Consider the following 20,489-nt stretch of genomic DNA (forward strand, 5'->3'; position numbering starts at 1 on the left):
TCACGACTCATGATGATGAATTTGCTTCAGGCTCGCGACCGGTCGCGGCCGGCAGCGGGCAGATGGCGCTCGAGGAACTCGGACGGGTCGCGTGCGGACAGGAGTTCCAGATTCTCGACGATCTTCTGCTGCGGCCAGTCCCACCAGCAGATCTGCAGCAGCTTGTCGATCGTCTCCTCGTCGTACCGCTTCCTGATGAGGCGGGCCGGATTGCCGCCGACGATGGAGTAGGGAGGCACGTCCTTCGAGACGACGGCACCCGCGCCGAGGATCGCGCCGTGCCCGATGTCGACACCGCTGAGGATGGTCACGCGCGCACCGATCCACACGTCGCTGCCGATGACGATGTCGCCCTTCGGCAGGGGGTGACGGTCCTCGCCCGCCCCGGGGAGCTGGAGCATGATCCGGAAGGGATAGGTCGTCACTTCGTCGGTGGGGTGTTGACCGCCGAGCACGATCAGCGTTTCGTCCGCGATGGAGCAGTACGAGCCGATCGTCAGGCGCGTCGGGTCGTGGGTGAAGGTGAGGATCCTCGGGTTCCCGTAGGTTCCCACTCCGACGGTGCCGAGCCCAAGGCGCTGGACCTTCTCGATGTCCTTGAGCCTCGAGGTCCGCCGCAACCGGAATAGATTCATGTGCTCCGCCCTTGCCGACGGTTCGCGACATACGGCGGCTGCGCCACCGAGTCGACCCCCATCTCCCCACCCGCGCTGCGCGGGCCAGGGGAAAGGGTAACCCGTTCGCGTCGCTACCGTCCTTCAAAGTTCTCGAACGCGCTCTCTCAGATCCCGCATGGCTTCTCGATGGCGCCGCCCGCGGTCGGCCGGGCTGGTTGAATGGCCGACGAGGCGCCCGCGAGCGTCGATCGATACGTGAGCCAGGTGAGGGAGAGAAGTGCCAGTCGAATCCGAAGGCTCGGCCCCGGCGGTCAGCGTCTGCATCCCGATGTACAACAACGCCGACACCATCGCGCGCTGCCTGGAGAGCATCGCCGGTCAGGACTTCCGCGATTTCGAGCTCCTGATCGTCGACGACGACTCCACCGACGGCAGTTTCGAGATCGCCCGGTCGCTGGTCGGCGAGGACGCACGGGTCATTCGCAACGAGGTCAGGCTCGGTCTCGTCGGCAACCACAATCGGTGTCTTAGCCTGGCGAGGGGCAGGGCTGTCCAGTTCGTGCACGGCGACGACCGCCTGCTGCCGCGCTGCCTTTCGACCCTCTCGCCGCTGTTCGACGACGCCGCGGTCGGGCTCGCCTTCGCGCCGAGGATCATCGAGACCGAGGACGTGGGCTGGCGCGAGCGGTACGGGCGGCTCGAGCAGAACTTCCGGGACCTGGGGTCAACGAACGACGGCGCCGCGCTGGTGTCGCAGTTTGTCCGCAGCGGTGCGCGGGGGAACTGGGTGGGCGAGCCGACCTGCGTGATGGTCCGGCGCAGCACGGCCCTCGATGTCGGTGGCCTGGACGAGGGGATCTATCAGCTCGTCGACATGGACCTGTGGATGCGCATCATGCAACGGTCGTCGGTGGCGTGGACCCCGGACGAGCTGTCGATTCGATTCCACCACGGGGCGTCGGAGTCCTTCGTGAATGCCGCGCAGAACAAGGACTGGTTGGACCACTACCGGATCCTGTCCAAGGTGGTCGCCGACAGTTCCCTGCCGTTGTCGTTGCGCGCGAGCGGATTCGGATGGTGGTGGCTGGTGTGGACGGACCTTTTCCTGGCCTCGGTGGTTCGGGGCCCTGATCGAGCAGCGCGCGCGAAAATCCTGCTCGGATCCCCGTGGCGTGAGCTGCGGCGAGCCCGCCGGCAGGGTGCACGGAGGTTGGCAGGCGCCGAGACCACCGTGTGACCACCCGTGGGTCAGACGAAATAGACCCGGTGCCGGATACTGCCGCGGATCCGCCCGGCGATGCCTGCCGCATAGAACAGCCACTGTCCGTACGACAGTCCTCTGATGGGCCGGGGGAGCGCGGGGTTGTGGAGTGCGAGCAAGAGAAGCTGCATCGGCGTCATCGTCAGTGGTGGGCGTTCGGCGCCACGGTCGCGATACTGCGCGTACAACCGGACCTGCGCCTGAGCCCACGCCGACTGTTGTTTGCGGAACTCGGAGTGCGAGCTTCGGATGCGGTAGCCCATCAGTGCGTTCGGGGCGTGCGCGAGGCCGAACCCGGCCAGCTGCAGCCGCAAGCAGTAGTCGGCGTCCTCACTGCCGGTGACGTAGGACTCGTCCCATGGGCCGACGGCGTCGAAGACGCTGCGCCACAATCCGAAGTTGCAGCTTCCCGCGACGGGGTACATCCCCGGGACGACGGCCTGCGCGTGGGGCGGCGGGGCGGGCAGCCACTTCGCGACGTCGGGGTCGTTGAGGGACGTGGTCTCGATGGGGCCGCCCACCGCGTCGGAGGTCGTCGCCACCGCGACCATCTCGGTGATCCAGTTCGGGTGTGCCCGGTCGTCGGCGTCGCAGAACGCGAGGAAATCGCCGCGCGCGTGTTCGACCCCGATGTTGCGGGCGTGCGAGGCGCCCACGACCCCCGCGGAGTCGACGCACCGCAGATCCAGACGTGCCGCCAGGGGATGGTTCGTGAGGAGCGCGGGAAGGTTGTCCGTTGACCCGTTGTCGCTCACGATCACCTCGAAATTGCCCGTGTAGTCCTGCTCGGCGAGCGCGGTCAACTGCGTGTCGATGAGGTGAGCGCAATTGAAGGCGGGGATGATGACGGACACCAGGCGCGGCTGATCACGAGTCACCCGCAGATCCTACGGCCGGGCGGGGCCGCTTCGCTCTGCGCCCGTGCACGGCCGACTAGAGGAAGTACGTCCGATACTTGACGCTTCCGATCGCCCGGCCGACCAGGTGTGCACAGCTCTGCACCCAGTGTCCGCGTGAAGTACCCGAGATGCGCTGCGGTAGAAGGGGGTTGGTCAGCGTCAGTCGAATGACCTCGGCGACGACAGCGAGCCGGGGCCGGCGCGGAACGCCGCGGTCGACGTAGGCGGCGTAGACCTTCGCATCGGCTTCGCCGTACTTGACCATCTGCCGCCACACATCGCCGATCGTGCCGCGCAGCCGAACCGAGACGAGCGCGGCGGGCGCGTGGGCGAGGCTCAGCCCGGCGAAGTGGATGCGCAACGCCAGGTCGTTGTCCTCGCCGCCACGCGCATAGCGCTCGTCGAATCCCTCGACGGTTTCCGCCGTCGTCCGCCACATTCCGAAGGAACCCGAGAAGATCGACGGCTTCCAGCCGAACAACATGGGTTGCTCGCTCGGGTCGGGCATCGGCAGCCACCGCTGGATCTCGGCCGAGTTGAGGGTGTGTGTTTCCACGGTGCCCGCGACCGCGTCGCTGCCGGGGGCCGCCTCGACCAGGGCCGACAGCCACTCGCGGTGAACCTGATCGTCCGCGTCGCAGAACGCGAGGAAGTCGCCCTTCGCGCGGTCTATGCCGACGTTGCGGGCATGCGCGGCGCCGGGGGCGGTGGAACTGTCGACAACCGTCAGGCTCAGTGCCTGTCCCAGTGGATGGTCGAGGAGGTGATCCTGCAGCCCGTCGGTGGAACCGTTGTCGCTGACGATGACCTCGAACTCACCCGGGTAGTCCTGGGTGGCGAGCGCCGACAACTGTGCGTCGATCAGGTGCCGTGCGTTGTACACGGGGATGATCACGGAGACGAAGGTGGGTGCGCGGCCCGGTGCGGTCACGGCCTGATGATAGCCACGGTCGACCTGCGCGGATACCGACTCAGACATAGAAGACCCGGTGCTTGATGTTCGCGCGGATCTTCCCGGCGAGGAAGCCGGTCTGGGCGAACCACATGCCGCGCGGGATCCGGGCGATGAATCGGGGCACGAGCGGGTTGAGGAGGACGACCCCGATCGAGGAGAGCGCGAGATTTCTGACGCTGTGACGGGGGTGCCCGTGCTCGCGGAAGGCCAGATAGAGCTTGACGGAGTTCTCTCCGTACCCGCGCAACTGCCGCCAGGTGTCCAGGTAGGTGGTGCGGAATCGGTATGCCACCAGGGCGTCGGGTGCGTGTCCCAGGGTGAAATCGTTGAGCTGGAGGGTCCACGACAGCGCGGTGTCCTCGCCGCCGCGGGTGAAGGACTCGTCGAAGCCGCCGACCTTTTCGATGACGGGGCGCCAGATCCCGAAGGTGCAGCCGATCGCGTAGGGCAGGTAGCCGACCTCCTCGAACCGCTCGTCGGGTGCGGGCATCGGGCGCCACGAGGCCACCTCGGCCGTGTTGATCGACGCCGTTTCCACCGCACCGCCGACCGCGTCGAAGTCCTGTGCGGCGAGAGTGAGCGCGGTCAGCCAACCCGGATGGACCCGGTCGTCCTGATCGGTGAAGGCGAGAAAGTCGCCATGCGCGGCGGCGATACCGACATTGCGGGCGTGCGGAGTTCCCTGCTTGTCGGAACTGTCGACCCACCGCAACTGCAGGCGATCGGCGAGCGGATGGCGGGCCAGATGCTCCCTAAGGCCGTCGCTGGATCCGTTGTCGCTCACGACGACCTCGAAGGCGCCGGTGTAGTCCTGCGCAGCCAATGCGTCGAGCTGTTCGTCGATCAGCGGAAGACCGTTGTATGCGGGGATGATGACGGACACCAGTCGGGGTAGCACGGCCGGAGTCTATGGCACCGAATGGCGACGGGCTCGGCTGTTTCTCGACCGTGTGCGCGCATCCAATCCGGAAAACGTGATGCGCGTCACTCTATCGAATGGGCGTACGTCCAATTCGGGGGAGCGAACTAGGGTGGCGGTCGATTCTCGAGCGAAAGTGGGAGCTAAGTGCGTGCACGAACGCTGGCGGCGACGTTGTCGACCGTGGTTCTGATGGCAGTTGCCCCCTTCGTCATCGCTCCGGCGGCCGCTGCCCCGGCGGGGGCCGAGGGCACCGCCGCCGCGCGCATCGAGGGCATCGACAAGCACACCGACCGCCAGTGGGACGTCAACGTCTACTCGCCGTCGATGGGCCGCGCGATCCCGCTGCAGGTGATCAGGCCCGCGGACACCAGCGCGCCGCGGCCCACCCTGTACCTGCTCAACGGCGCCGGGGGAGGCGAGGACGGGGCCGACTGGGAGAACCAGACCGACATCGTCGAGCTCTTCGCCGACAAGAACGTCAACGTCGTGATCCCCGCCGCGGGCATCTTCAGCTATTACACCGATTGGCAGAAGGTCGACCCCAAGCTGGGCGTCGCACACATGTGGCAGACCTTCCTCACCAAGGAACTGCCGCCGGTGATCGACAAGGCGCTTGGTACGAACAAGGTGAACTCGATCGGCGGCCTGTCGATGTCGGCGGGTTCGGTCCTCGATCTGGCGATCCAGGCGCCCGGGCTCTACAAGGGTGTCGCCTCCTATAGCGGTTGCGCGCGGACGAGCGACCCGGTCGGCCAGGCGTACATCCGCACGGTCGTCGAGGTGATGGGCGGCGCGAACACCACGAACATGTGGGGTCCGTACGACGCGCCGGCCTGGCGCGAGCACGACCCGTACCTCAATGCCGAGAAGCTTCGGGGCCTGTCCATCTACATCTCGACCGGCAACGGACTGCCCGGTGCGCACGAGGATCCGAACGCGCCGCGCAACCCGAAGTCGCCGCCGCTGGCCGATCAGGTCGTAATCGGCGGCGCGATCGAGGCCGCCACCAACCAGTGCACCCGTCAGCTGGCCGACCGACTGCGCGAGCTGAACATCCCGGCCACCGTCGATTTCCGGCCGAACGGGACCCATTCGTGGGGGTACTGGCAGGAAGACCTGCGCAAGTCGCTGCCGCAGCTGTCGGCTTCGCTCGGGATCTGAGCTCGAGAGTCAGCCCGCTAGCGACTGCTTGCAGGTCGCTGGAGGAACACCGCTTATAACGGCGTGTGTACCCGTGCACGGTCGGAGTTGTCGGTTCGTAACCGAAGGTTCTCACAACGGCAACCCAATCTCCCCGCCCGCTGGGTTAGGTTTCCCCCTATCGCTCGGTAGCGCGAATGCGTTACACGTAGACGCAGACCAATTTCGGTTGGCGTCCGATATGGATCGGGAAGAGGTGGGCGATGAGCGGGCTGCCCAGTGGAGTCGACGGGATCATCCGCGCGATTTTCGCCTATGAGTTCGAGGACCATGCCGTGGTCGACGAGGTGGTGATCGGTGCCATCAGGTCGGGCGAGTTCGGGGAGTTCCTCGACACGGTCGGGTCCTCGGGCATGTTCACCCCCTCGGTGGTCGACACCATCGGGACCGCCTGGTCTCGCGACCCGGAGTTGCTCGTCGACGCGTTGCTCGACGGGGTGAGGGTCGGCGGATAGCGGCATCGCATGCCTCATGAGTCACATTCGTCACGCCAGTCACTCTGTTACCAGATCGTTGGCGAGCCGAAGGTCCAGGGCACGGAATCGGCGATAGCGTGAGTTATCGCCACAGCGCCACATAGTGTTACAGCGAAGAAGCCGTCAGTATTGACGAAGGGACCGACACGATGAGAGACCTGGGATCCCACACAAAAGACCTCGTCAGCGCAGTGCTGTCGTACGAGTTCGACGGCGGCGAGATCGACGCCTGGGCGATCGATCTGGTGCGCGGGGGAGAGTTCGCGCAGTGGCGCGACGCCCTGACCGATTCGGGTTTGTTCACCGACAATGCGGTGGAGGTGATCGGTTCGGCCTGGGGGCGGGATCCGGAGCTCCTCGTCGACGCCCTGCTCGACGGGGCGGATGAGGTCTCGCGCCGCAGGCTCAAGACGATGCGCCGTCCCTCCCTCCTGCCGGTCCACATCCCGGCCGACCGGATCGTCGGATTCGGCTGACCAACGGCTCAGTGGTGGCCGGGCCCGCGGGCCCGGCTACCACTCATATCCGCGTGTCGATGACGATCGCGTCGTCGTCCGACAGGGTCCGATACGGGGTGCCCGCCAGCCGGTAGCGCTCCGCGACCTCGTCGATCAGAGCCGTCTCCTCGCTCCCGTATCCCGGCGAGCGGAAGTGCGGCACGATCGCCTGATCGATCAGGCCGAGTCCCTCCCAGATCACCGACGTCCCGCAGGCCGGCCCGACCTCCGCCGGATCGTCGAGCAGTTCGAGCCCCCGCAGCGACGGCGACATCACACAGGCCCCCGCGCTGTACCCGGCGTAGACCAGCGCGTCGGAACGCAGCAAGTCCGGCAGCACCACGTCGGCGCCGCTGCGCGCGAACTGGGCGCGCAGGACGAAGGTGTTGCCGCCGCGCACCCACACCATCGACTGCTTCGCCAGCTCCGCGCGCAGGGATTCCCGGTCGCCGATGAACTCGCGCAGGTCCAGCTCCCGTGCGTCGAAGCCCATCCGGCGCAGCGGCGTCACGTCGCTGACCACCGCCGAGTCGCGGCCCACCTCCCACGCGTCCGCGGCGTTCGCGATCACGGCAACGGGACCGGGCTCGCCGAGCAGGCTCAGCAGTCGATCGGGGTCGGCCCCGAACCTGTACGAGGACAGGAACAGCCGCATCAGATGGTGAAGGCGAGGTTGGCCGCGATCTGGCGGCCGAGGGCCTCGTCGCCGAGCACCTCGATCTCCCCTGCATGATCCGCGGCGGACGCCCGTCCGCCGCACAGCCGCGTGAACAGCCGCGAATCGAGCCGCAGCGTCGTGGTCGCCGGGGCGTCCAGGGCGGGGACGACGGCGGCGCGGCCGCGGACGGCGACGTGGATGTCGCGGGCGAGCGGGCCGGTCAGCGCGAACGTCACGGTCGAGCCGTCCGGCGCACCGCCCTTCTTGCCGACCGCGAAGCCGAGGCCTCCGACCAATTCCGCGAACGAGTACTCGGCCCGCGGCCCGCCCTCCTCGCCGGGCAGGCCGATGGCGTCCCGGATGTCGTGCTCGTGGAACCAGCAGTCGAACAGCCGGGTGCGCATGAACCGGCCGTAGCTGTCGGGACCGACCGGCGTCATCGACGGGGCGTCGAAGTCGTCCTGGGTCATCGCGGACAGCGCCTGGCGGCGCGTGCGGATGATGTCGCGGAACCCGGACAGCACCTCGGCGTGGCTGTGCGAGCGCAGGCCGGCCACCCAGCGTTCGTTGAAGGCGCCGATCGCGTTGTGCACGTGGGGGGAGGCGGGCACCTCGTCCGCGGTGAGCGGCGGCTCGACGCCGCCCAGCATCGACTCGATGCCGATCAGGTGGGCGACGACGTCGTGCACCGTCCAGCCCGGCAGCGGGGTGGGGCTCGACCACTGCTCGTCGGTGAGCCCGGCGAGCAGGCCGTCGAGGATGTCCCATTCCTCGAACAGGGCGGCGGTCAACGGCTCACGGTCGATCAGCGTCGGCTGCTTCGCATCGCTCACCGGCGCCACTCTAGGTGCTGGGCAGGTCGGTCGCGGGGATATGTGGCTCGCCCGCGCACCGTGGGCAGCCGTCCTCGGTCCCGTCGGGCCGGAACGCCCCGCACTCGGGGCACACCCGGTCGAGCCAGCACGCCGGGTCGCCGCCGTTGTCGTCGGAGCTCACGAGTCCGACTCCCGCAGGAACTCGGCGAGCACCTCGGCGTGGCTGTGCTCGAGGTCCCTGGTGGCGGTGAGCAGGACCAGTGGACGACCGTGCGCGAGCTTCTCGACGCGGGCGATCGCCTCTTGGCCGAAATCGGACTCGAGCTCCGCGCGGTAGCGCGCCCGGAATTCCCGGAAGTGCGCCTCCTCGTGGCTGTACCACCGCCGCAGTTCGGTCGACGGCGCGAGGTCCTTGGCCCAATCGTCGTAGTGGAATGCGTCCTTGCGGATGCCCCGTGGCCAGAGCCGGTCGACGAAAATCCGTGCACCCGGCTCGGGTTCGGGGTGGTCGTAGACGCGCTCGATCGTGACGGTCGGCTTGGTCTGCCTGCTCATCGGCACCTCCGATGCGGTCGGAATCCCAGACTACGCGTGTGATCGGCGCCACATATCGGTGTCCGAGTTGGGCGATTGGTCCTGTTCGGATTCGATTCAGTTTCCACCCGCTGGGATGAGATTCCCCTATCGTGGCGCCACTCTGGCTAGTGTTGTGAACTTCGTGCCAGCTGGGTCATCATCCGCAAGTCGCACGGGTGCCGCCGTCCGCCGCGGTTCCAAACCACCTACCGCAGGAAGTAAATAGGCAGTTGGATACATCGCAGAGCTCTAAGCAGCCGCGCCCAACGGTCGGCGTCGTTCGGGAAACGAACGACGGCGAGCGCCGGGTCGCGTTGGTACCCAAGGTCGTCGCAACGCTTCGCGGCAAGGGCCTCGACGTCATCGTCGAGTCCGGTGCGGGGCTGGGCGCCCTGATGCCCGACGAGTTGTACGAGGAGGCGGGTGCGACCATCGGCGACGCATGGTCCGCGGACGTCGTCCTCAAGGTCGCGGCCCCGAACGCCGAGGAGACCGCCCGGTTGCGCGCCGGCCAGAAGCTGATCGGCTTCCTGGCCCCGCGCACCAACGAGACCGGCATCGCCGCGCTCGCGGACGCCGGGGTCGAGGCGTATGCCGTCGAGGCGATCCCGCGTATCTCCCGCGCCCAGGTGATGGACGCGCTGTCCTCACAGGCCAACGTCGCGGGCTACAAGTCCGTCGTGCTGGCCGCGTCGGAGTCCACCCGGTACTTCCCGATGCTCACCACGGCCGCGGGCACCGTCAAGCCGGCCACCGTGCTGGTGCTCGGCGTCGGCGTTGCTGGCCTGCAGGCGCTTGCCACGGCCAAGCGTCTCGGCGGCCGCGTCACCGGTTACGACGTGCGACCCGAGGTGGCGGACCAGGTCCGTTCCGTCGGTGCGCAGTGGCTGGACCTGGGCATCGACGCGGCCGGTGAGGGCGGCTACGCCCGCGAGCTGACCGAGGACGAGCGGGCCCAGCAGCAGCAGGCGCTCGAGGACGCGATCAAGGGCTTCGACGTGGTCATCACCACCGCGCTTGTGCCCGGCCGTCCGGCCCCACGCCTGGTCACCGCCGCCGCCGTCGAGGGCATGAAGCCCGGCAGCGTCATCGTCGACCTGGCGGGTGAGACCGGCGGCAACTGCGAGATCACCGAGCCCGGTCAGACCGTCGTCAAGCACGGCGTGACCATCTGCTCCCCGCTGAACCTCCCGGCCACCATGCCGGAGCACTCGAGCGAGCTGTACTCGAAGAACCTGTACGCCCTCATCGAGCTGATGCTCGACGAGAGTGGCGCGCTCGCGCCGGACTTCGACGACGAGGTGCTCGCCGCCGCGTGCGTCACCCGCAAGGAGGCAACCCCCTGATGTACAACGAACTTCTTGCGAACATCGCGATCCTGGTCCTGGCCGGGTTCGTGGGCTTCGCGGTCATCTCCAAGGTGCCCAACACCCTGCACACGCCGCTGATGTCGGGCACCAACGCCATCCACGGCATCGTCGTGCTCGGCGCGCTGGTCGTGCTCGGTCACCTGCCCGGCGATGCCCCGTGGAGCATCAAGATCATCCTTTTCGTCGCGCTGGTGTTCGGCACCCTGAACGTCGTCGGCGGCTTCGTCGTCACCGACCGCATGCTCGCGATGTTCAAGCCCAAGAAGGACGCCCCGAAGGCGGCCGAGAAGAAGGGGGCTGACGCCTGATGGGCTACCTCGTCACGATCCTCTACATCGTCGCGTTCTCGATGTTCATCTACGGTCTGTCCGGCCTCACCGGCCCGAAGACCGCGGTCCGCGGAAACTACATCGCCGCGGTGGGCATGCTGATCGCGGTGGTCGCCGTCCTGATCGACATCCGCGACACGGACAACTGGGCCCTCATCGCCGGTGGCCTGCTGGTCGGCGTCGTCCTCGGCGTCCCGCCGGCGCTGCGCACCAAGATGACGGCGATGCCGCAGCTGGTCGCGCTGTTCAACGGTGTCGGCGGTGGCACCGTTGCGCTCATCGCGTGGGCCGAGTTCCTCAACTCCGACGGCTTCACCGCCGTCGAGGCGGTGCCCTCGGCACCGTTCATCGTCGGATCGCTGTTCGCCGCGATCATCGGTTCGGTCTCGTTCTGGGGCTCGCTGGTGGCGTTCGCGAAGCTGCAGGAACTGCTCAACAAGAACGTGGAGAAGGTGTTCGTCTCGAACGCGAAGGCGTTCCAGGTCGCGAACATGATCCTCGCGCTGGTCTCGATCGGGCTGGCCGTGTTCATCGGCATCAATGCCGACGGTGACCCGCAGTCCTCACTGCTGATCGTCGGGTTGCTCGTCGCGGCCGGTGTCATGGGCCTGTTCGTGGTGTTGCCGATCGGCGGCGCCGACATGCCCGTGGTGATCTCGCTGCTCAACGCTTTGACCGGTCTGTCGGCGGCGGCGGCGGGTCTGGCCTTGAACAACCAGGCGATGATCGTCGCAGGCATGATCGTCGGCGCGTCGGGCACCATCCTGACGAACCTGATGGCGAAGGCGATGAACCGGTCGATCCCGGCGATCATCTTCGGCTCGTTCGGTGGCGACGCCGCGGAGGCGGGCGGCGCGAGCGCGACCGGCGGCACCGTCAAGGCGACCTCCGCCTCGGATGCGGCGATCCAGATGGCGTACGCCAACCAGGTCATCGTCGTCCCCGGCTACGGACTCGCCGTGGCGCAGGCACAGCACGCCGTCAAGGAGATGGCCGCGCTGCTCGAGGCCAGGGGTGTCGAGGTCAAGTACGCGATCCACCCGGTCGCGGGTCGCATGCCCGGTCACATGAACGTGCTGCTCGCCGAGGCGGACGTCGAGTACGACGCCATGAAGGAGATGGACGACATCAACGGTGAGTTCTCGCGCACCGACGTCGCCATCGTGATCGGCGCCAACGACGTGACCAACCCCGCGGCGCGCAACGATCCGAGCAGCCCGATCCACGGGATGCCGATCCTCAATGTCGACGAGGCCCGCTCCGTCATCGTCCTCAAGCGGTCGATGTCCTCGGGCTACGCAGGCATCGACAACCCGCTGTTCTTCGCGGACACCACCTCGATGCTGTTCGGCGACGCCAAGAAAATGGTCGCCGCGGTCACCGAGGAGCTCAAGGCCCTCTAGCCCGACGCGTTCGCCGACGAAGGCGCCCTTCCCCGAGTCGATCGGGGAAGGGCGCCTTCGGTGTTCTCGGTGTCTAGTAGATGATGCTCCCGGTCGGGATGAGGGCGGTGGTGATCATCGCGATCACCATGGCGAGAGGGTCGACGTCGTTGATGCTGCCCATGGGGCGTGGCTCCTTGGCTCGATGAGATGGCGGCGCGCGCGGCCCGAACTTACAAGGAGCCCGGTGGCGGGGTGGTCGAAACGCCCGAAGTCGCCGAGGGCTCAGGCCGACTGGTTGAGCTCACTCGGTACCCGGGGGCGGCCGACCAGTCCCGCGTACCGCGACGCCAGTAACACGAACACCAGCGGCACCACCATGGTCGCGGTCAGCGGCATCAGCTTGGTCAGCCAGCCGAGCAACGCAGGCCCGGCGAGCAGCCCGACGTAGCCCATGCCCACCACGCGCGACATGTTCACCCCCGCCGATCCGACGCTCAGGTTGCCCGCCGCGGTGAAGATCTGCGGGATGCAGCCGGACAGCCCGAGCCCGAACAACGCCCAGCCGGCCAGCGTCAGCCACACCCAGCCGGAGACGATCACCGTCCCGATGCCCGCGGCCGCGATCAGCGTGCCGTAGCGCACCACCGCGACCGGTCCGAGCGCGGCGCTGACCCGGTCGGCGCCGAACCGGCCGATCGTCATCATCAGGGCGAACGCGCCGAAGGCCAGCGCGGCCGTCGCGTCGGAGGTCCCGAGGTGCTCCTTGACCTGCAGCGTGCTCCAGTCGTTCGCGGCCCCCTCGGACAGGAACAGCGCGAACGCGAGCGCGCCGAGGGCCAGCACCTTGCGCGGGGCCCCGGCGGCGCGCCTGCGGGTGGCCTGGTCGGGGGCGGCGTGCTCGGTGCGGTCGTGGGCGACATGCGGCAGCAGGAACGGACCGCACGCGCCGACCGTCACGAACCCGATCGCGGACGCGACGGCCAGCGAGGTCAGCGGCGGCCACCCCGCGGCAAGCGCCGCGGCCCCGAGCAACGACCCGACGACGCCGCCGATGGAGAAGAACGCGTGGAAGGCCGACATGATCGGCCGCCGGTACAGCTGTTCCGCGTGCACCGCCTGCGAGTTCATCGACACGTCCAGCGCGCCGTTGCCGAACCCGAACACGGTCAGTGCCACACCGAGCCAGACGGCGTCCGTCGCCAGCCCCGGCCCGATCACCCCGAACGAGATGAACACCCCGGCCAGGATCACCATCAGTCGGCTGCCGTAGCGATCCGCCAGCGGGCCCGCCACCTGCATGCCGATCAGGGCGCCGCCCGCCAGCAGCAGGAGCAACCAGCCGAGGGTGGCGTGGCTGATGCCGGTGCGCTCCGAGATGGCCGGGATGTGCACCACCCAGGCGGCCAACAGGAATCCGTTGATCGCGAAGATGCCGAAGATCGCGGCACGGGCCCGGCGCAGCCGGACGAGATCGGTGACGGAAAAGCGCACCCTGCACCGTACCGCCCTGACTCATGTCACACTCGGTTCGAGAGATGGACATCGAACTCGGCTACCCCTGTTCCCGTGCCGGCTCGACGGGCGGAGAGGGTGGCGTCCAGGAGGTGGCCGTGGGCGATTCAGAACGGGTGACGGGCCCCCGACTGTTGCTCGCCGTGCTGCTGGCGATGGCGATGTTCGTGCTCGTCGTCGACACCTCGCTCATGAACGTGTCGATCTCGTCGGTGGTGCGGGATCTCGACACGACTGTCAGCGGCGTTCAGGCGGCGATCGCTCTCGAAGCACTGGTGTCCGCGGCGTTCATCCTGATCGGCGGCAAGGTCGGCGACCTCATCGGACGCAAGCGGGCGTACGTGCTCGGTCTGCTCGGCTACGCGGTCGGGGCATCGGCGATGGCGCTCGCACAGAGCCTGACCGTGGTCATCATCTTCTGGGCCGTGCTCGGAGGGATCGGCGCGTCGCTCCTGCTTCCCGCCATGCAGTCCCTCATCCACGGCAACTTCGAGGGCGGCGCGCAGAAGAAGGTTTATGCGCTCGTCGGGGCGGCGGCCGCGATTGCTGCTGCCGTCGGTCCGCTGCTCGGAGGTTTCATCACCACCTATCTGTCGTGGCGCCTCGGTTTCGTGCTCGAGGTCGTCATCATCGGGATCGTGCTGTCGGGCATCGGACTCGTTCGCGATGTGTCGTACACGGGGCCAAGGGGTGTGGACGAGGTCGGTGCGGCGCTCTCTGTTCTTGGCATGGGCGGCGTCGTGCTGGGAATCCTGGTGTGGCAGGAAGGCGGCGAGGCCGTCGGGGCGCTCCTGGCGATCGGTGCGATTGCGATGGCAGGGCTGGCCTACTGGCTGATCCGGCGTAAGCGTGAAGGAAAGCCGGCGCTGCTGGACCCGGATCTGTTCCGTTCCAAGGTCTTCAGGCTGGGGATCACCGGACAGATGCTCCAGCAGATCGCCCTGGGCGGCACGATGATTGCGCTGCCGATCTACCTGCAGATGGTGCTCGAGTACAACGCGATGCAGGCGGGCCTGTCCCTGGCCCCACTCTCGCTCAGCATGTTCGCGGTGGCGCTGCTCGCGGGGAAGAAGGCAGGCGATCGGCGTCCGGGCGGCATCATCCGGTGGGGATTCGTGCTTCTCACGATCGGGATCGTGGCGCTGATCCCGATCGTGCCGCGGGAGGAGTTCGGCTGGGGCCTCGTGATCCCCCTGGTGATCGCGGGGTCGGGGTTGGGGCTGTTGGTCTCTCAGCTCAACAACTACACCCTTGCCCCGATCGAGGAGGAGCGGATCAGCGAGGCCGCCGGCGTGAATTCGGCGGCGGGGTCCTTCGGGCTGTCGTTCGGTCTCGCGTTCGCAGGCGCGGTCATGCTGGCAACGCTGTCCTTCACGTTCACCGCAATGGCGGAATCGAGCACCGTGCTCCCGCCCGCCGATCAGCAGCAGGTGGCGCAGGTGCTCGAGGACGACGCCGAGGTCATGAGCAACACCCAGCTCGAACAACTGCTCGTCGGGCAACCAGAGGAGATTCAGGACGAGATCATCCGCATCAACACCGACGCCCGACCGCTCGCGCTGCAGATCGCACTGCTCGTTCCGCTCCTCGCCGGTCTCGTCGGGGTGGTCAACTCGTTCCGCATGATGCGGATACCGGAGCCCCCGGCGGCGGCCTCCGGCGACAGGACAGCTCTGGTCTGACCGCGCCCCGGGTATCAGAGCAGGGTGAGCGGATCGGTGAGGGTCGCGGCGAGGTCGGCCAGGAAGCGCGAGCCCTGTTCGCCGTCGACCAGTCGGTGGTCGAACGACAGACCCAGGGTGACGACCTGGCGGACGACGACCCTGTCGTCGACCACCCACGGGCGTGGCCGAATCGCGCCGAGGCACAGGATCGCCGCCTCGCCCGGGGTCAGGATCGGGGTTCCGGTGTCCACGCCGAAGACCCCGACATTGGTGATCGTGATGGTGCCGCCGGACAGGTCGGTGGGCGTGCACCGGCCCGCGCGGGCGGTCGCGGTGAGCTCGTGGATCGCCCGCGTGAGTTCGAGCAGGCTCATCAGATGCGCGTCCTTGACCGACGGCACCAGCAGTCCGCGCGAGGTGGCGGTCGCGATCCCGAGGTGGACGTAGTGCTTGGTGACGATCTCCTGGTGCTCCTCGTCCCAGCTCGAGTTGAGGGAGGGGTGTTCGCGCAGCGCCACCAACAGGACCTTGGCCACCAGGGCGAGGGGGGTGGGCTCGAGGCCGGCGAAGGCGGGACTCGCGCGCAGGCGATCGATCAGGTCCATCGTCGCGCTCACATCGACGGTGACGAATTCGGTGACGTGCGGCGCGGTGAACGCGCTGCGCGTCACCGCGTCCGCGGTCTGTTGCCGCACGCCCCGGATCGGGGTGCGGGTCTCGCGGTGCGACATCGCGTCATGGGGGCGAGCCGATTCTCGTGAAACATCCTGCGCGCGTACGTCCTCGGAGGTGATCGCCCCACCGAACCCGGTGCCCTGCACGTCGCTCAGGTCGATGCCGAGCTCGTGGGCCAGCCTGCGCGCGGAGGGCTTCGCGTCGGGTCGCGCGGGCTCGAGGCCTTGGGGCGCAGGGGTGGCGGTGGGGGTGGCCCCTCGCCTCCGGCTGGCGGGCGCGGCGGTCGGGCCGTACCCCACCAGCGTGGCCGGATGATCCGGCGGTTCGGCGGCGGGCGTCACCGCTCCACCGGGGGAGTCGCCCCCGCCGGGCTCGCCGATCCGGATCAGCGGTGCCCCGACCTCGACGATGGTGCCTGGTTTGGCGAGCAGGGCCAGCACCGTCCCGGCGAAGGGGGAGGGCAACTCCACCAATGCCTTTGCCGTCTCCACTTCCGCGATCACCTGGTCGAGTGCGACGGTGTCGCCCACAGCGACCGACCAGCGGACCAGTTCCGCGTCCGTCAGGCCCTCGCCGAGGTCGGGCAGCCGGAACTCGTTTGCTGGGTGCACGGGCATGTCCCTTCAGGCGGCGAGCGTCTGGTCGACCGCGTCGAGGATGCGGTCCGGGTCGGGCAGGTAGTACCGCTCCAATCTGGCGGGTGGGTACGGCGTGGCGAATCCGCCGACCCTGATCACCGGCGCCTCGAGCTGATAGAAGCACCGCTGCGTGATCCGGGCGGCGATCTCCGAGCCGAGCCCGAGGAACACCGGTGCCTCGTGCGCGACGACCAGTCGCCCGGTCTTGCGGACGGAGGCTTCGATGGTGTCGAAGTCGATCGGGGAGAGCGAGCGCAGATCGATCACCTCGATCGAATGCCCCTCCTGCCTGGCGATTTCGGCCGCCGACAGCGCGGTGGCCACCATCGCCCCGTACGCGACAAGGGTGACGTCGGTGCCGGGGGCCGCCACCCTGGCCCGGTACAGGTCGAGCGCGGCGGGTGCGTCGAGGTCCACCTCGCCCTTGTCCCAGTACCGACGCTTGGGTTCGAAGAACACCACCGGATCGTCCGCGGCGATGGCCTGCATGATCATGTGGAAGGCGTCGTCCGGGGTGGACGGGGTGACCACGCGGAGGCCGGGTGTGTGCGCGAAATGCGCCTCCGGGGACTCCGAATGATGCTCCACCGCACCGATTCCACCGCCGAAGGGCACCCGGATCGTCAGGGGCGCGCGCACCCGGCCCCCGGTGCGGAAGTGGATCCTGGCGACCTGGGACACGATCTGGTCGAAGGCCGGGTAGACGAATCCGTCGAACTGGATCTCGCACACCGGCCGGTAGCCGCGCAGCGCCATCCCGAACGCGGTCCCGATGATGCCGGATTCGGCGAGCGGGGTGTCGATCACGCGGGCGGCGCCGAAGTCCTTCTGCAGCCTGTCGGTGACCCGGAAGACGCCGCCGAGCTTGCCGATGTCCTCGCCCATCAGCAGTACCTTCGGGTCGCGCTCCAACGCCATGCGGAGCCCGGCGTTCAGCGCGGCGCCCAGCGCCATCGTGGTCATGACTGCGCCTCCTCGAGAGTGCTCAGGTACGCCGAGAACCGCGTCCGTTCCTCGTCGATCAGCGGATGCGGTTCGGAGTACACGTGGTCGAACACCGTCAGCGGGGCCGGATCGGGGAGGGCGAGGGCGCCCGCCCGCAGGGCCTCGGCCGCCGCGAGGGCCGTGGCGTCGACCCGGCGCGTGAACTCCTCGTCCATCGCGTCCTCGCGCAGGAGCAGTCGGCGGAGCCGGTCGATGGGGTCGCGGGCGCGCCAGTGCTCGATCTCGGCGCCGGTCCGGTAGCGGGTGGGGTCGTCGGAGGTGGTGTGCGGGCCCATCCGGTAGGTGATCGCCTCGATGAAGGTCGGCCCGCCGCCCTCACGCGCGCGCCGGACGGCCGTCCGCGTCACGGCGAGGACCGCGAGGACGTCGTTGCCGTCGACCGCGATCCCAGGGATCCCGAACCCGCGGGGCCGGGCCACGAGCGGGAATGGGCTCTGTAGCTGCACCGGTTCGCTGATCGCCCAGTGGTTGTTCTGGCAGAAGAAGACCACACCCGCGCCCCAGCTCGCGGCGAACCCGAGCGCCTCGGACAGATCGCCCTGGCTGGTGGCGCCGTCGCCGAAGTACGCCATGACCGCGATCTCGGCGCCGTCCATGTGGGCGGCCATCGCATAGCCGGTGGCGTGCAGCCCCTGCGAGCCGACCACGATGGCGGGGTTGGTCAGGTTGTACTCGGCGGGATCCCAGTTCGACAGCGCCACTCCGCGCCACAGCGGCGGCCATTGCCCCGGTGGTACGCCGCGGCAGTACGCGAGTCCGTGCTCGCGGTAGCTGGTGAACACGTAGTCGTCGGGTTCGAGTGCCCGCGCGGACCCGATCTGGGACGCCTCCTGACCGAGGCTCGGCGCCCAGATCCCCAGCTGTCCCTGACGTTGCAGGGCGGTGGCCTCCGCGTCGACGCGGCGCAGCACCACCATGTCCTCGTACAGGCCGCGCAGCTCCGCCGGACCGATGTCGGTGACCTCGCCCGCGTAGCCGGCCCCGTGTACCCGGGCCCCGTCGGGCTGGATGAGTTGGACCGGGTAGTCGATTTTCTCGGACACCGGACCCTCCTCGCTGCCTGTGCCGGGGCGGTCCTCGTGAGACCTCGGCGGCGCTCGATGTGTCCTTACTTCTCAGCATCCACCTTTGGGGGCGGGGCGCAAGTGACCCGGTCGTCGAGCGGTATATCGCCGCTCTGACCTGCGCGGACGATCAGTTCGTCACGATCAGTGCGGCGATCACGACGACCGAGAGGTTCGCCAGTGCGAACGCCGTCCATGCGTCGTTGCCGGAATCCGGGTTGCCGAAGTCGCCGTACCCGATGTGAAAGGCGACAGCGGACCCGAAGAGCACCAGCAGACCGATGGCCGCGGCGATCCCGACCGGCCACCAGTACAGGCCGACCATCAGCCCGGCCGCGCCCGCGAGCTCCGCCGCGCCGATGAAGCGGACCCGTGCGGCGCTCAGTCCGCGCCTGCGCAGCGCCGTCCAGGCCGGACCTCGCAGCATCACCTTGGGCACCCCGGCGCCGAGCGCGGCGACGGCGAGAAGGACGGTGCAGACGATGGTGAGGATCTCCATGTGTGTCCTTCGCTGTCAGCGGCGGTGCAGGCTGAGCCGGAATCCCTCGGGCTTGAGGGTGAGCAACTCGGTGACGTCCAGCTCGTAGTCGGGTTCGGGCTCGAGGTCGTAGCGGTGCAGCAGTAGTGCCAGGGCCATCACGATCTCGTGGATCGCGAACTGCCTGCCGATGCAGGAGCGGATCCCGGTGCCGAACGGCTTGTAGACGTGGCTGGGGCGTTTGCGGACGTTCGCAGGCAGGAAGCGGTCCGGGTCGAAGGCGTCCGGGTCGTCGCCCCAGACGGGGTCGCGGTGTAGCTGCGGCAACAGCACGAACGCGGCGTCACCGGCCTTCATCGGGTAGCGGCCGCCCAGCACGGTGTCCTCGCGGGCCTCCTGCATGTAGCCGGGCGCGGTCGGCCACAGGCGCAGCGTCTCGTCGAGGACGCGCCGCACGTAGCGCAGCTTCGGGATCTGCTCGAACACCGGATCGGGGTCGGTGCCCTGCGGCCACATCGAGTAGATCTCGGCACGGGCCCGCTCGGCGATCTCCGGGTTGTTCGCCAGGTAGTACAGCGCGAACGACAGGGCGCCCGAGGAGGTCTCGTGACCGGCGATCAGGAAGGTGATCACCTGGTTGCGGACGTTCTCGTCGTCGAGGCGCTCCCCGGACTCGGGATCCTCGGCGGACAGCATCAGGCCGAGCAGGTCGTCGCGGTGCTCCTCGGGGTTCGCGCGGCGCGAGCGGATCACCTCGTCGACCACCTCGGCCATGTAGGCCAGGTCGGCCCGGTTCCTGCGGATCGCCTTGCGCTTGATCGTCCGGTCCAGGATCGGGATCGGGATGGTGAACGAGGCCTTCTGCGCGAACCTGAGTGAGCGGATCATCGCGCCGACGAACGGGTCCTGCTCGGCTCGGTCGAAGGAGCCGAACTCGTATCCGAAGCCGGTGCGGCCGATCGTCTCGAGCGTCACCTTGGTCATGTCCGGGGTGACCTCGACCGGTGCGGCGTCGCAGCGCTCGTCCCAGTGCACGATCAGCTCGCGCACGGTGTCGAGCATGGTCTGGTGGTAGCTGCGCATCGCGGACTGGGTGAAGGCGGGCATCAGGATGTTGTGGGCCTTCGACCAGTTCGGTTCGGAGTTGAAGGCGGTGAACAGCCCGTCGCTCCCGATGGGCCGCAGGTTCCGCAGCGCGATGCCGACGTGCTTCTGGAACCGGCTCTCGTCGTTGAGCTCGGTGGCCAGGTCCGCGCCGGAGACGAAGGTGAACACGTAGTTGAAGATCTTGCGCTCGTAGACCGGGCCGAGGCGCTGCGCGCAGGCCATCGCGTTCTGCGTCGGCTTGGTGACATCGACGTCGAGCAGGTCCCCGAGCAGCGGGATCCGGCGCGGCGGGTGGGGCATCGACGGACGATCGACCGTGAGGACTGCCATGGGCTCCATCTTGGCGTGCCTGCGTGCCCGTGGGCGGCCGAACGCGCCCAACTCCG

22 protein-coding genes are annotated in these 20,489 nt (G+C 68.4%); 8 read left to right on the forward strand and 14 right to left on the reverse strand.

The window, feature by feature from the left end:
- Positions 1-26: 26 nt before the first annotated feature.
- Complete coding sequence (locus ACWFRB_RS03110) at positions 27-635, reverse strand: CatB-related O-acetyltransferase (protein WP_452638764.1); 609 nt, start codon at positions 633-635, stop codon at positions 27-29.
- Between the two features lie 259 nt (positions 636-894).
- Here ACWFRB_RS03110 and ACWFRB_RS03115 point away from each other — a divergent pair, with 259 nt between their 5' ends.
- Positions 895-1,854, forward strand: a complete 960-nt coding sequence (locus ACWFRB_RS03115; protein ID WP_452638766.1) for a glycosyltransferase family 2 protein — start codon at positions 895-897, stop codon at positions 1,852-1,854.
- Between the two features lie 11 nt (positions 1,855-1,865).
- Here the strand turns inward: ACWFRB_RS03115 and ACWFRB_RS03120 are convergent, their stop codons facing one another.
- From ACWFRB_RS03120 to ACWFRB_RS03130, 3 genes are read right to left on the reverse strand one after another with little or no spacing between them, the layout of a single operon-like run.
- Positions 1,866-2,756, reverse strand: coding sequence for a glycosyltransferase (locus ACWFRB_RS03120; RefSeq protein ID WP_452638767.1), 891 nt, complete (start codon positions 2,754-2,756; stop codon positions 1,866-1,868).
- 55 nt (positions 2,757-2,811) lie between these two features.
- Positions 2,812-3,708 (reverse strand): glycosyltransferase, encoded by an 897-nt coding sequence (locus tag ACWFRB_RS03125; protein WP_452638769.1) that lies wholly within the window; start codon positions 3,706-3,708, stop codon positions 2,812-2,814.
- A 40-nt stretch (positions 3,709-3,748) separates the two neighbouring features.
- Positions 3,749-4,630: a glycosyltransferase gene (locus ACWFRB_RS03130; protein ID WP_452638771.1), complete on the reverse strand. Its 882-nt coding sequence runs from the start codon at positions 4,628-4,630 to the stop codon at positions 3,749-3,751.
- Between the two features lie 213 nt (positions 4,631-4,843).
- On the opposite strand from ACWFRB_RS03130, the gene ACWFRB_RS03135 reads away from it, so the two are divergent.
- The 3 genes from ACWFRB_RS03135 to ACWFRB_RS03145 all read left to right on the forward strand — a co-directional run bounded on the left by ACWFRB_RS03135 (position 4,844) and on the right by ACWFRB_RS03145 (position 6,806).
- Positions 4,844-5,815: an alpha/beta hydrolase gene (locus ACWFRB_RS03135; RefSeq protein ID WP_452638773.1), complete on the forward strand. Its 972-nt coding sequence runs from the start codon at positions 4,844-4,846 to the stop codon at positions 5,813-5,815.
- Between the two features lie 242 nt (positions 5,816-6,057).
- Positions 6,058-6,309 carry a hypothetical protein gene (locus tag ACWFRB_RS03140; RefSeq protein ID WP_452638775.1) on the forward strand — a complete coding sequence of 84 codons (252 nt, stop codon included), beginning with the start codon at positions 6,058-6,060 and terminating at the stop codon, positions 6,307-6,309.
- Positions 6,310-6,479: 170 nt separating this feature from the next.
- Positions 6,480-6,806 carry a hypothetical protein gene (locus ACWFRB_RS03145; RefSeq protein ID WP_452638776.1) on the forward strand — a complete coding sequence of 109 codons (327 nt, stop codon included), beginning with the start codon at positions 6,480-6,482 and terminating at the stop codon, positions 6,804-6,806.
- A gap of 43 nt (positions 6,807-6,849) precedes the next feature.
- On the opposite strand, the gene ACWFRB_RS03150 is transcribed toward ACWFRB_RS03145, so the two are convergent.
- The 4 genes from ACWFRB_RS03150 to ACWFRB_RS03165 are packed head-to-tail and all read right to left on the reverse strand — an operon-like array spanning position 6,850 to position 8,855.
- On the reverse strand, positions 6,850-7,482 hold the full coding sequence (locus ACWFRB_RS03150; protein WP_452638777.1) for a Type 1 glutamine amidotransferase-like domain-containing protein: 633 nt from the start codon (positions 7,480-7,482) through the stop codon (positions 6,850-6,852).
- Positions 7,482-8,318 (reverse strand): maleylpyruvate isomerase family mycothiol-dependent enzyme, encoded by an 837-nt coding sequence (locus ACWFRB_RS03155; protein ID WP_452638779.1) that lies wholly within the window; start codon positions 8,316-8,318, stop codon positions 7,482-7,484. Before ACWFRB_RS03155 ends, ACWFRB_RS03150 begins: the two co-directional genes overlap by 1 nt.
- 10 nt (positions 8,319-8,328) lie before the next feature.
- A complete protein-coding gene (locus tag ACWFRB_RS03160) occupies positions 8,329-8,481 on the reverse strand; it encodes a hypothetical protein (RefSeq protein ID WP_452638781.1) in 153 nt (50 codons plus the stop codon).
- On the reverse strand, positions 8,478-8,855 hold the full coding sequence (locus tag ACWFRB_RS03165; RefSeq protein ID WP_452638782.1) for a DUF488 domain-containing protein: 378 nt from the start codon (positions 8,853-8,855) through the stop codon (positions 8,478-8,480). Before ACWFRB_RS03165 ends, ACWFRB_RS03160 begins: the two co-directional genes overlap by 4 nt.
- A 251-nt stretch (positions 8,856-9,106) precedes the next feature.
- Between ACWFRB_RS03165 and ACWFRB_RS03170 the strand changes: the two genes are divergently transcribed.
- The 3 genes from ACWFRB_RS03170 to ACWFRB_RS03180 are packed head-to-tail and all read left to right on the forward strand — an operon-like array spanning position 9,107 to position 11,978.
- Positions 9,107-10,222, forward strand: coding sequence for a Re/Si-specific NAD(P)(+) transhydrogenase subunit alpha (locus tag ACWFRB_RS03170; RefSeq protein ID WP_452638784.1), 1,116 nt, complete (start codon positions 9,107-9,109; stop codon positions 10,220-10,222).
- Entirely contained in the window at positions 10,222-10,554 is a 333-nt protein-coding gene (locus tag ACWFRB_RS03175; RefSeq protein ID WP_027501548.1) for an NAD(P) transhydrogenase subunit alpha, read from the forward strand. Before ACWFRB_RS03170 ends, ACWFRB_RS03175 begins: the two co-directional genes overlap by 1 nt.
- Positions 10,554-11,978: an NAD(P)(+) transhydrogenase (Re/Si-specific) subunit beta gene (locus tag ACWFRB_RS03180; protein WP_072751815.1), complete on the forward strand. Its 1,425-nt coding sequence runs from the start codon at positions 10,554-10,556 to the stop codon at positions 11,976-11,978. The genes ACWFRB_RS03175 and ACWFRB_RS03180 overlap by 1 nt, the downstream gene beginning before the upstream one ends.
- Positions 11,979-12,242: 264 nt before the next feature.
- On the opposite strand, the gene ACWFRB_RS03185 is transcribed toward ACWFRB_RS03180, so the two are convergent.
- The gene (locus ACWFRB_RS03185; RefSeq protein ID WP_452638785.1) at positions 12,243-13,451 is read right to left on the reverse strand and encodes an MFS transporter; all 1,209 of its coding nucleotides are present in this window, start codon (positions 13,449-13,451) and stop codon (positions 12,243-12,245) included.
- Between the two features lie 176 nt (positions 13,452-13,627).
- On the opposite strand from ACWFRB_RS03185, the gene ACWFRB_RS03190 reads away from it, so the two are divergent.
- On the forward strand, positions 13,628-15,154 hold the full coding sequence (locus tag ACWFRB_RS03190; RefSeq protein WP_452638832.1) for an MFS transporter: 1,527 nt from the start codon (positions 13,628-13,630) through the stop codon (positions 15,152-15,154).
- A 14-nt stretch (positions 15,155-15,168) separates the two neighbouring features.
- Here ACWFRB_RS03190 and ACWFRB_RS03195 read toward each other — a convergent pair whose 3' ends face one another.
- The 5 genes from ACWFRB_RS03195 to ACWFRB_RS03215 form a co-directional block, all read right to left on the reverse strand.
- Entirely contained in the window at positions 15,169-16,428 is a 1,260-nt protein-coding gene (locus tag ACWFRB_RS03195; RefSeq protein ID WP_452638786.1) for a dihydrolipoamide acetyltransferase family protein, read from the reverse strand.
- A gap of 6 nt (positions 16,429-16,434) precedes the next feature.
- Positions 16,435-17,412, reverse strand: a complete 978-nt coding sequence (locus ACWFRB_RS03200) for an alpha-ketoacid dehydrogenase subunit beta (RefSeq protein WP_452638787.1) — start codon at positions 17,410-17,412, stop codon at positions 16,435-16,437.
- Positions 17,409-18,497: a pyruvate dehydrogenase (acetyl-transferring) E1 component subunit alpha gene (gene pdhA, locus ACWFRB_RS03205; RefSeq protein ID WP_452638789.1), complete on the reverse strand. Its 1,089-nt coding sequence runs from the start codon at positions 18,495-18,497 to the stop codon at positions 17,409-17,411. Before pdhA ends, ACWFRB_RS03200 begins: the two co-directional genes overlap by 4 nt.
- A gap of 151 nt (positions 18,498-18,648) precedes the next feature.
- Entirely contained in the window at positions 18,649-19,017 is a 369-nt protein-coding gene (locus tag ACWFRB_RS03210) for a DoxX family protein (RefSeq protein ID WP_452638790.1), read from the reverse strand.
- A 15-nt stretch (positions 19,018-19,032) separates the two neighbouring features.
- A complete protein-coding gene (locus tag ACWFRB_RS03215; RefSeq protein ID WP_452638791.1) occupies positions 19,033-20,442 on the reverse strand; it encodes a cytochrome P450 in 1,410 nt (469 codons plus the stop codon).
- Between the last annotated feature and the right edge of the window lie 47 nt (positions 20,443-20,489).

The organism is Rhodococcus sp. NPDC055112, from assembly GCF_053607505.1.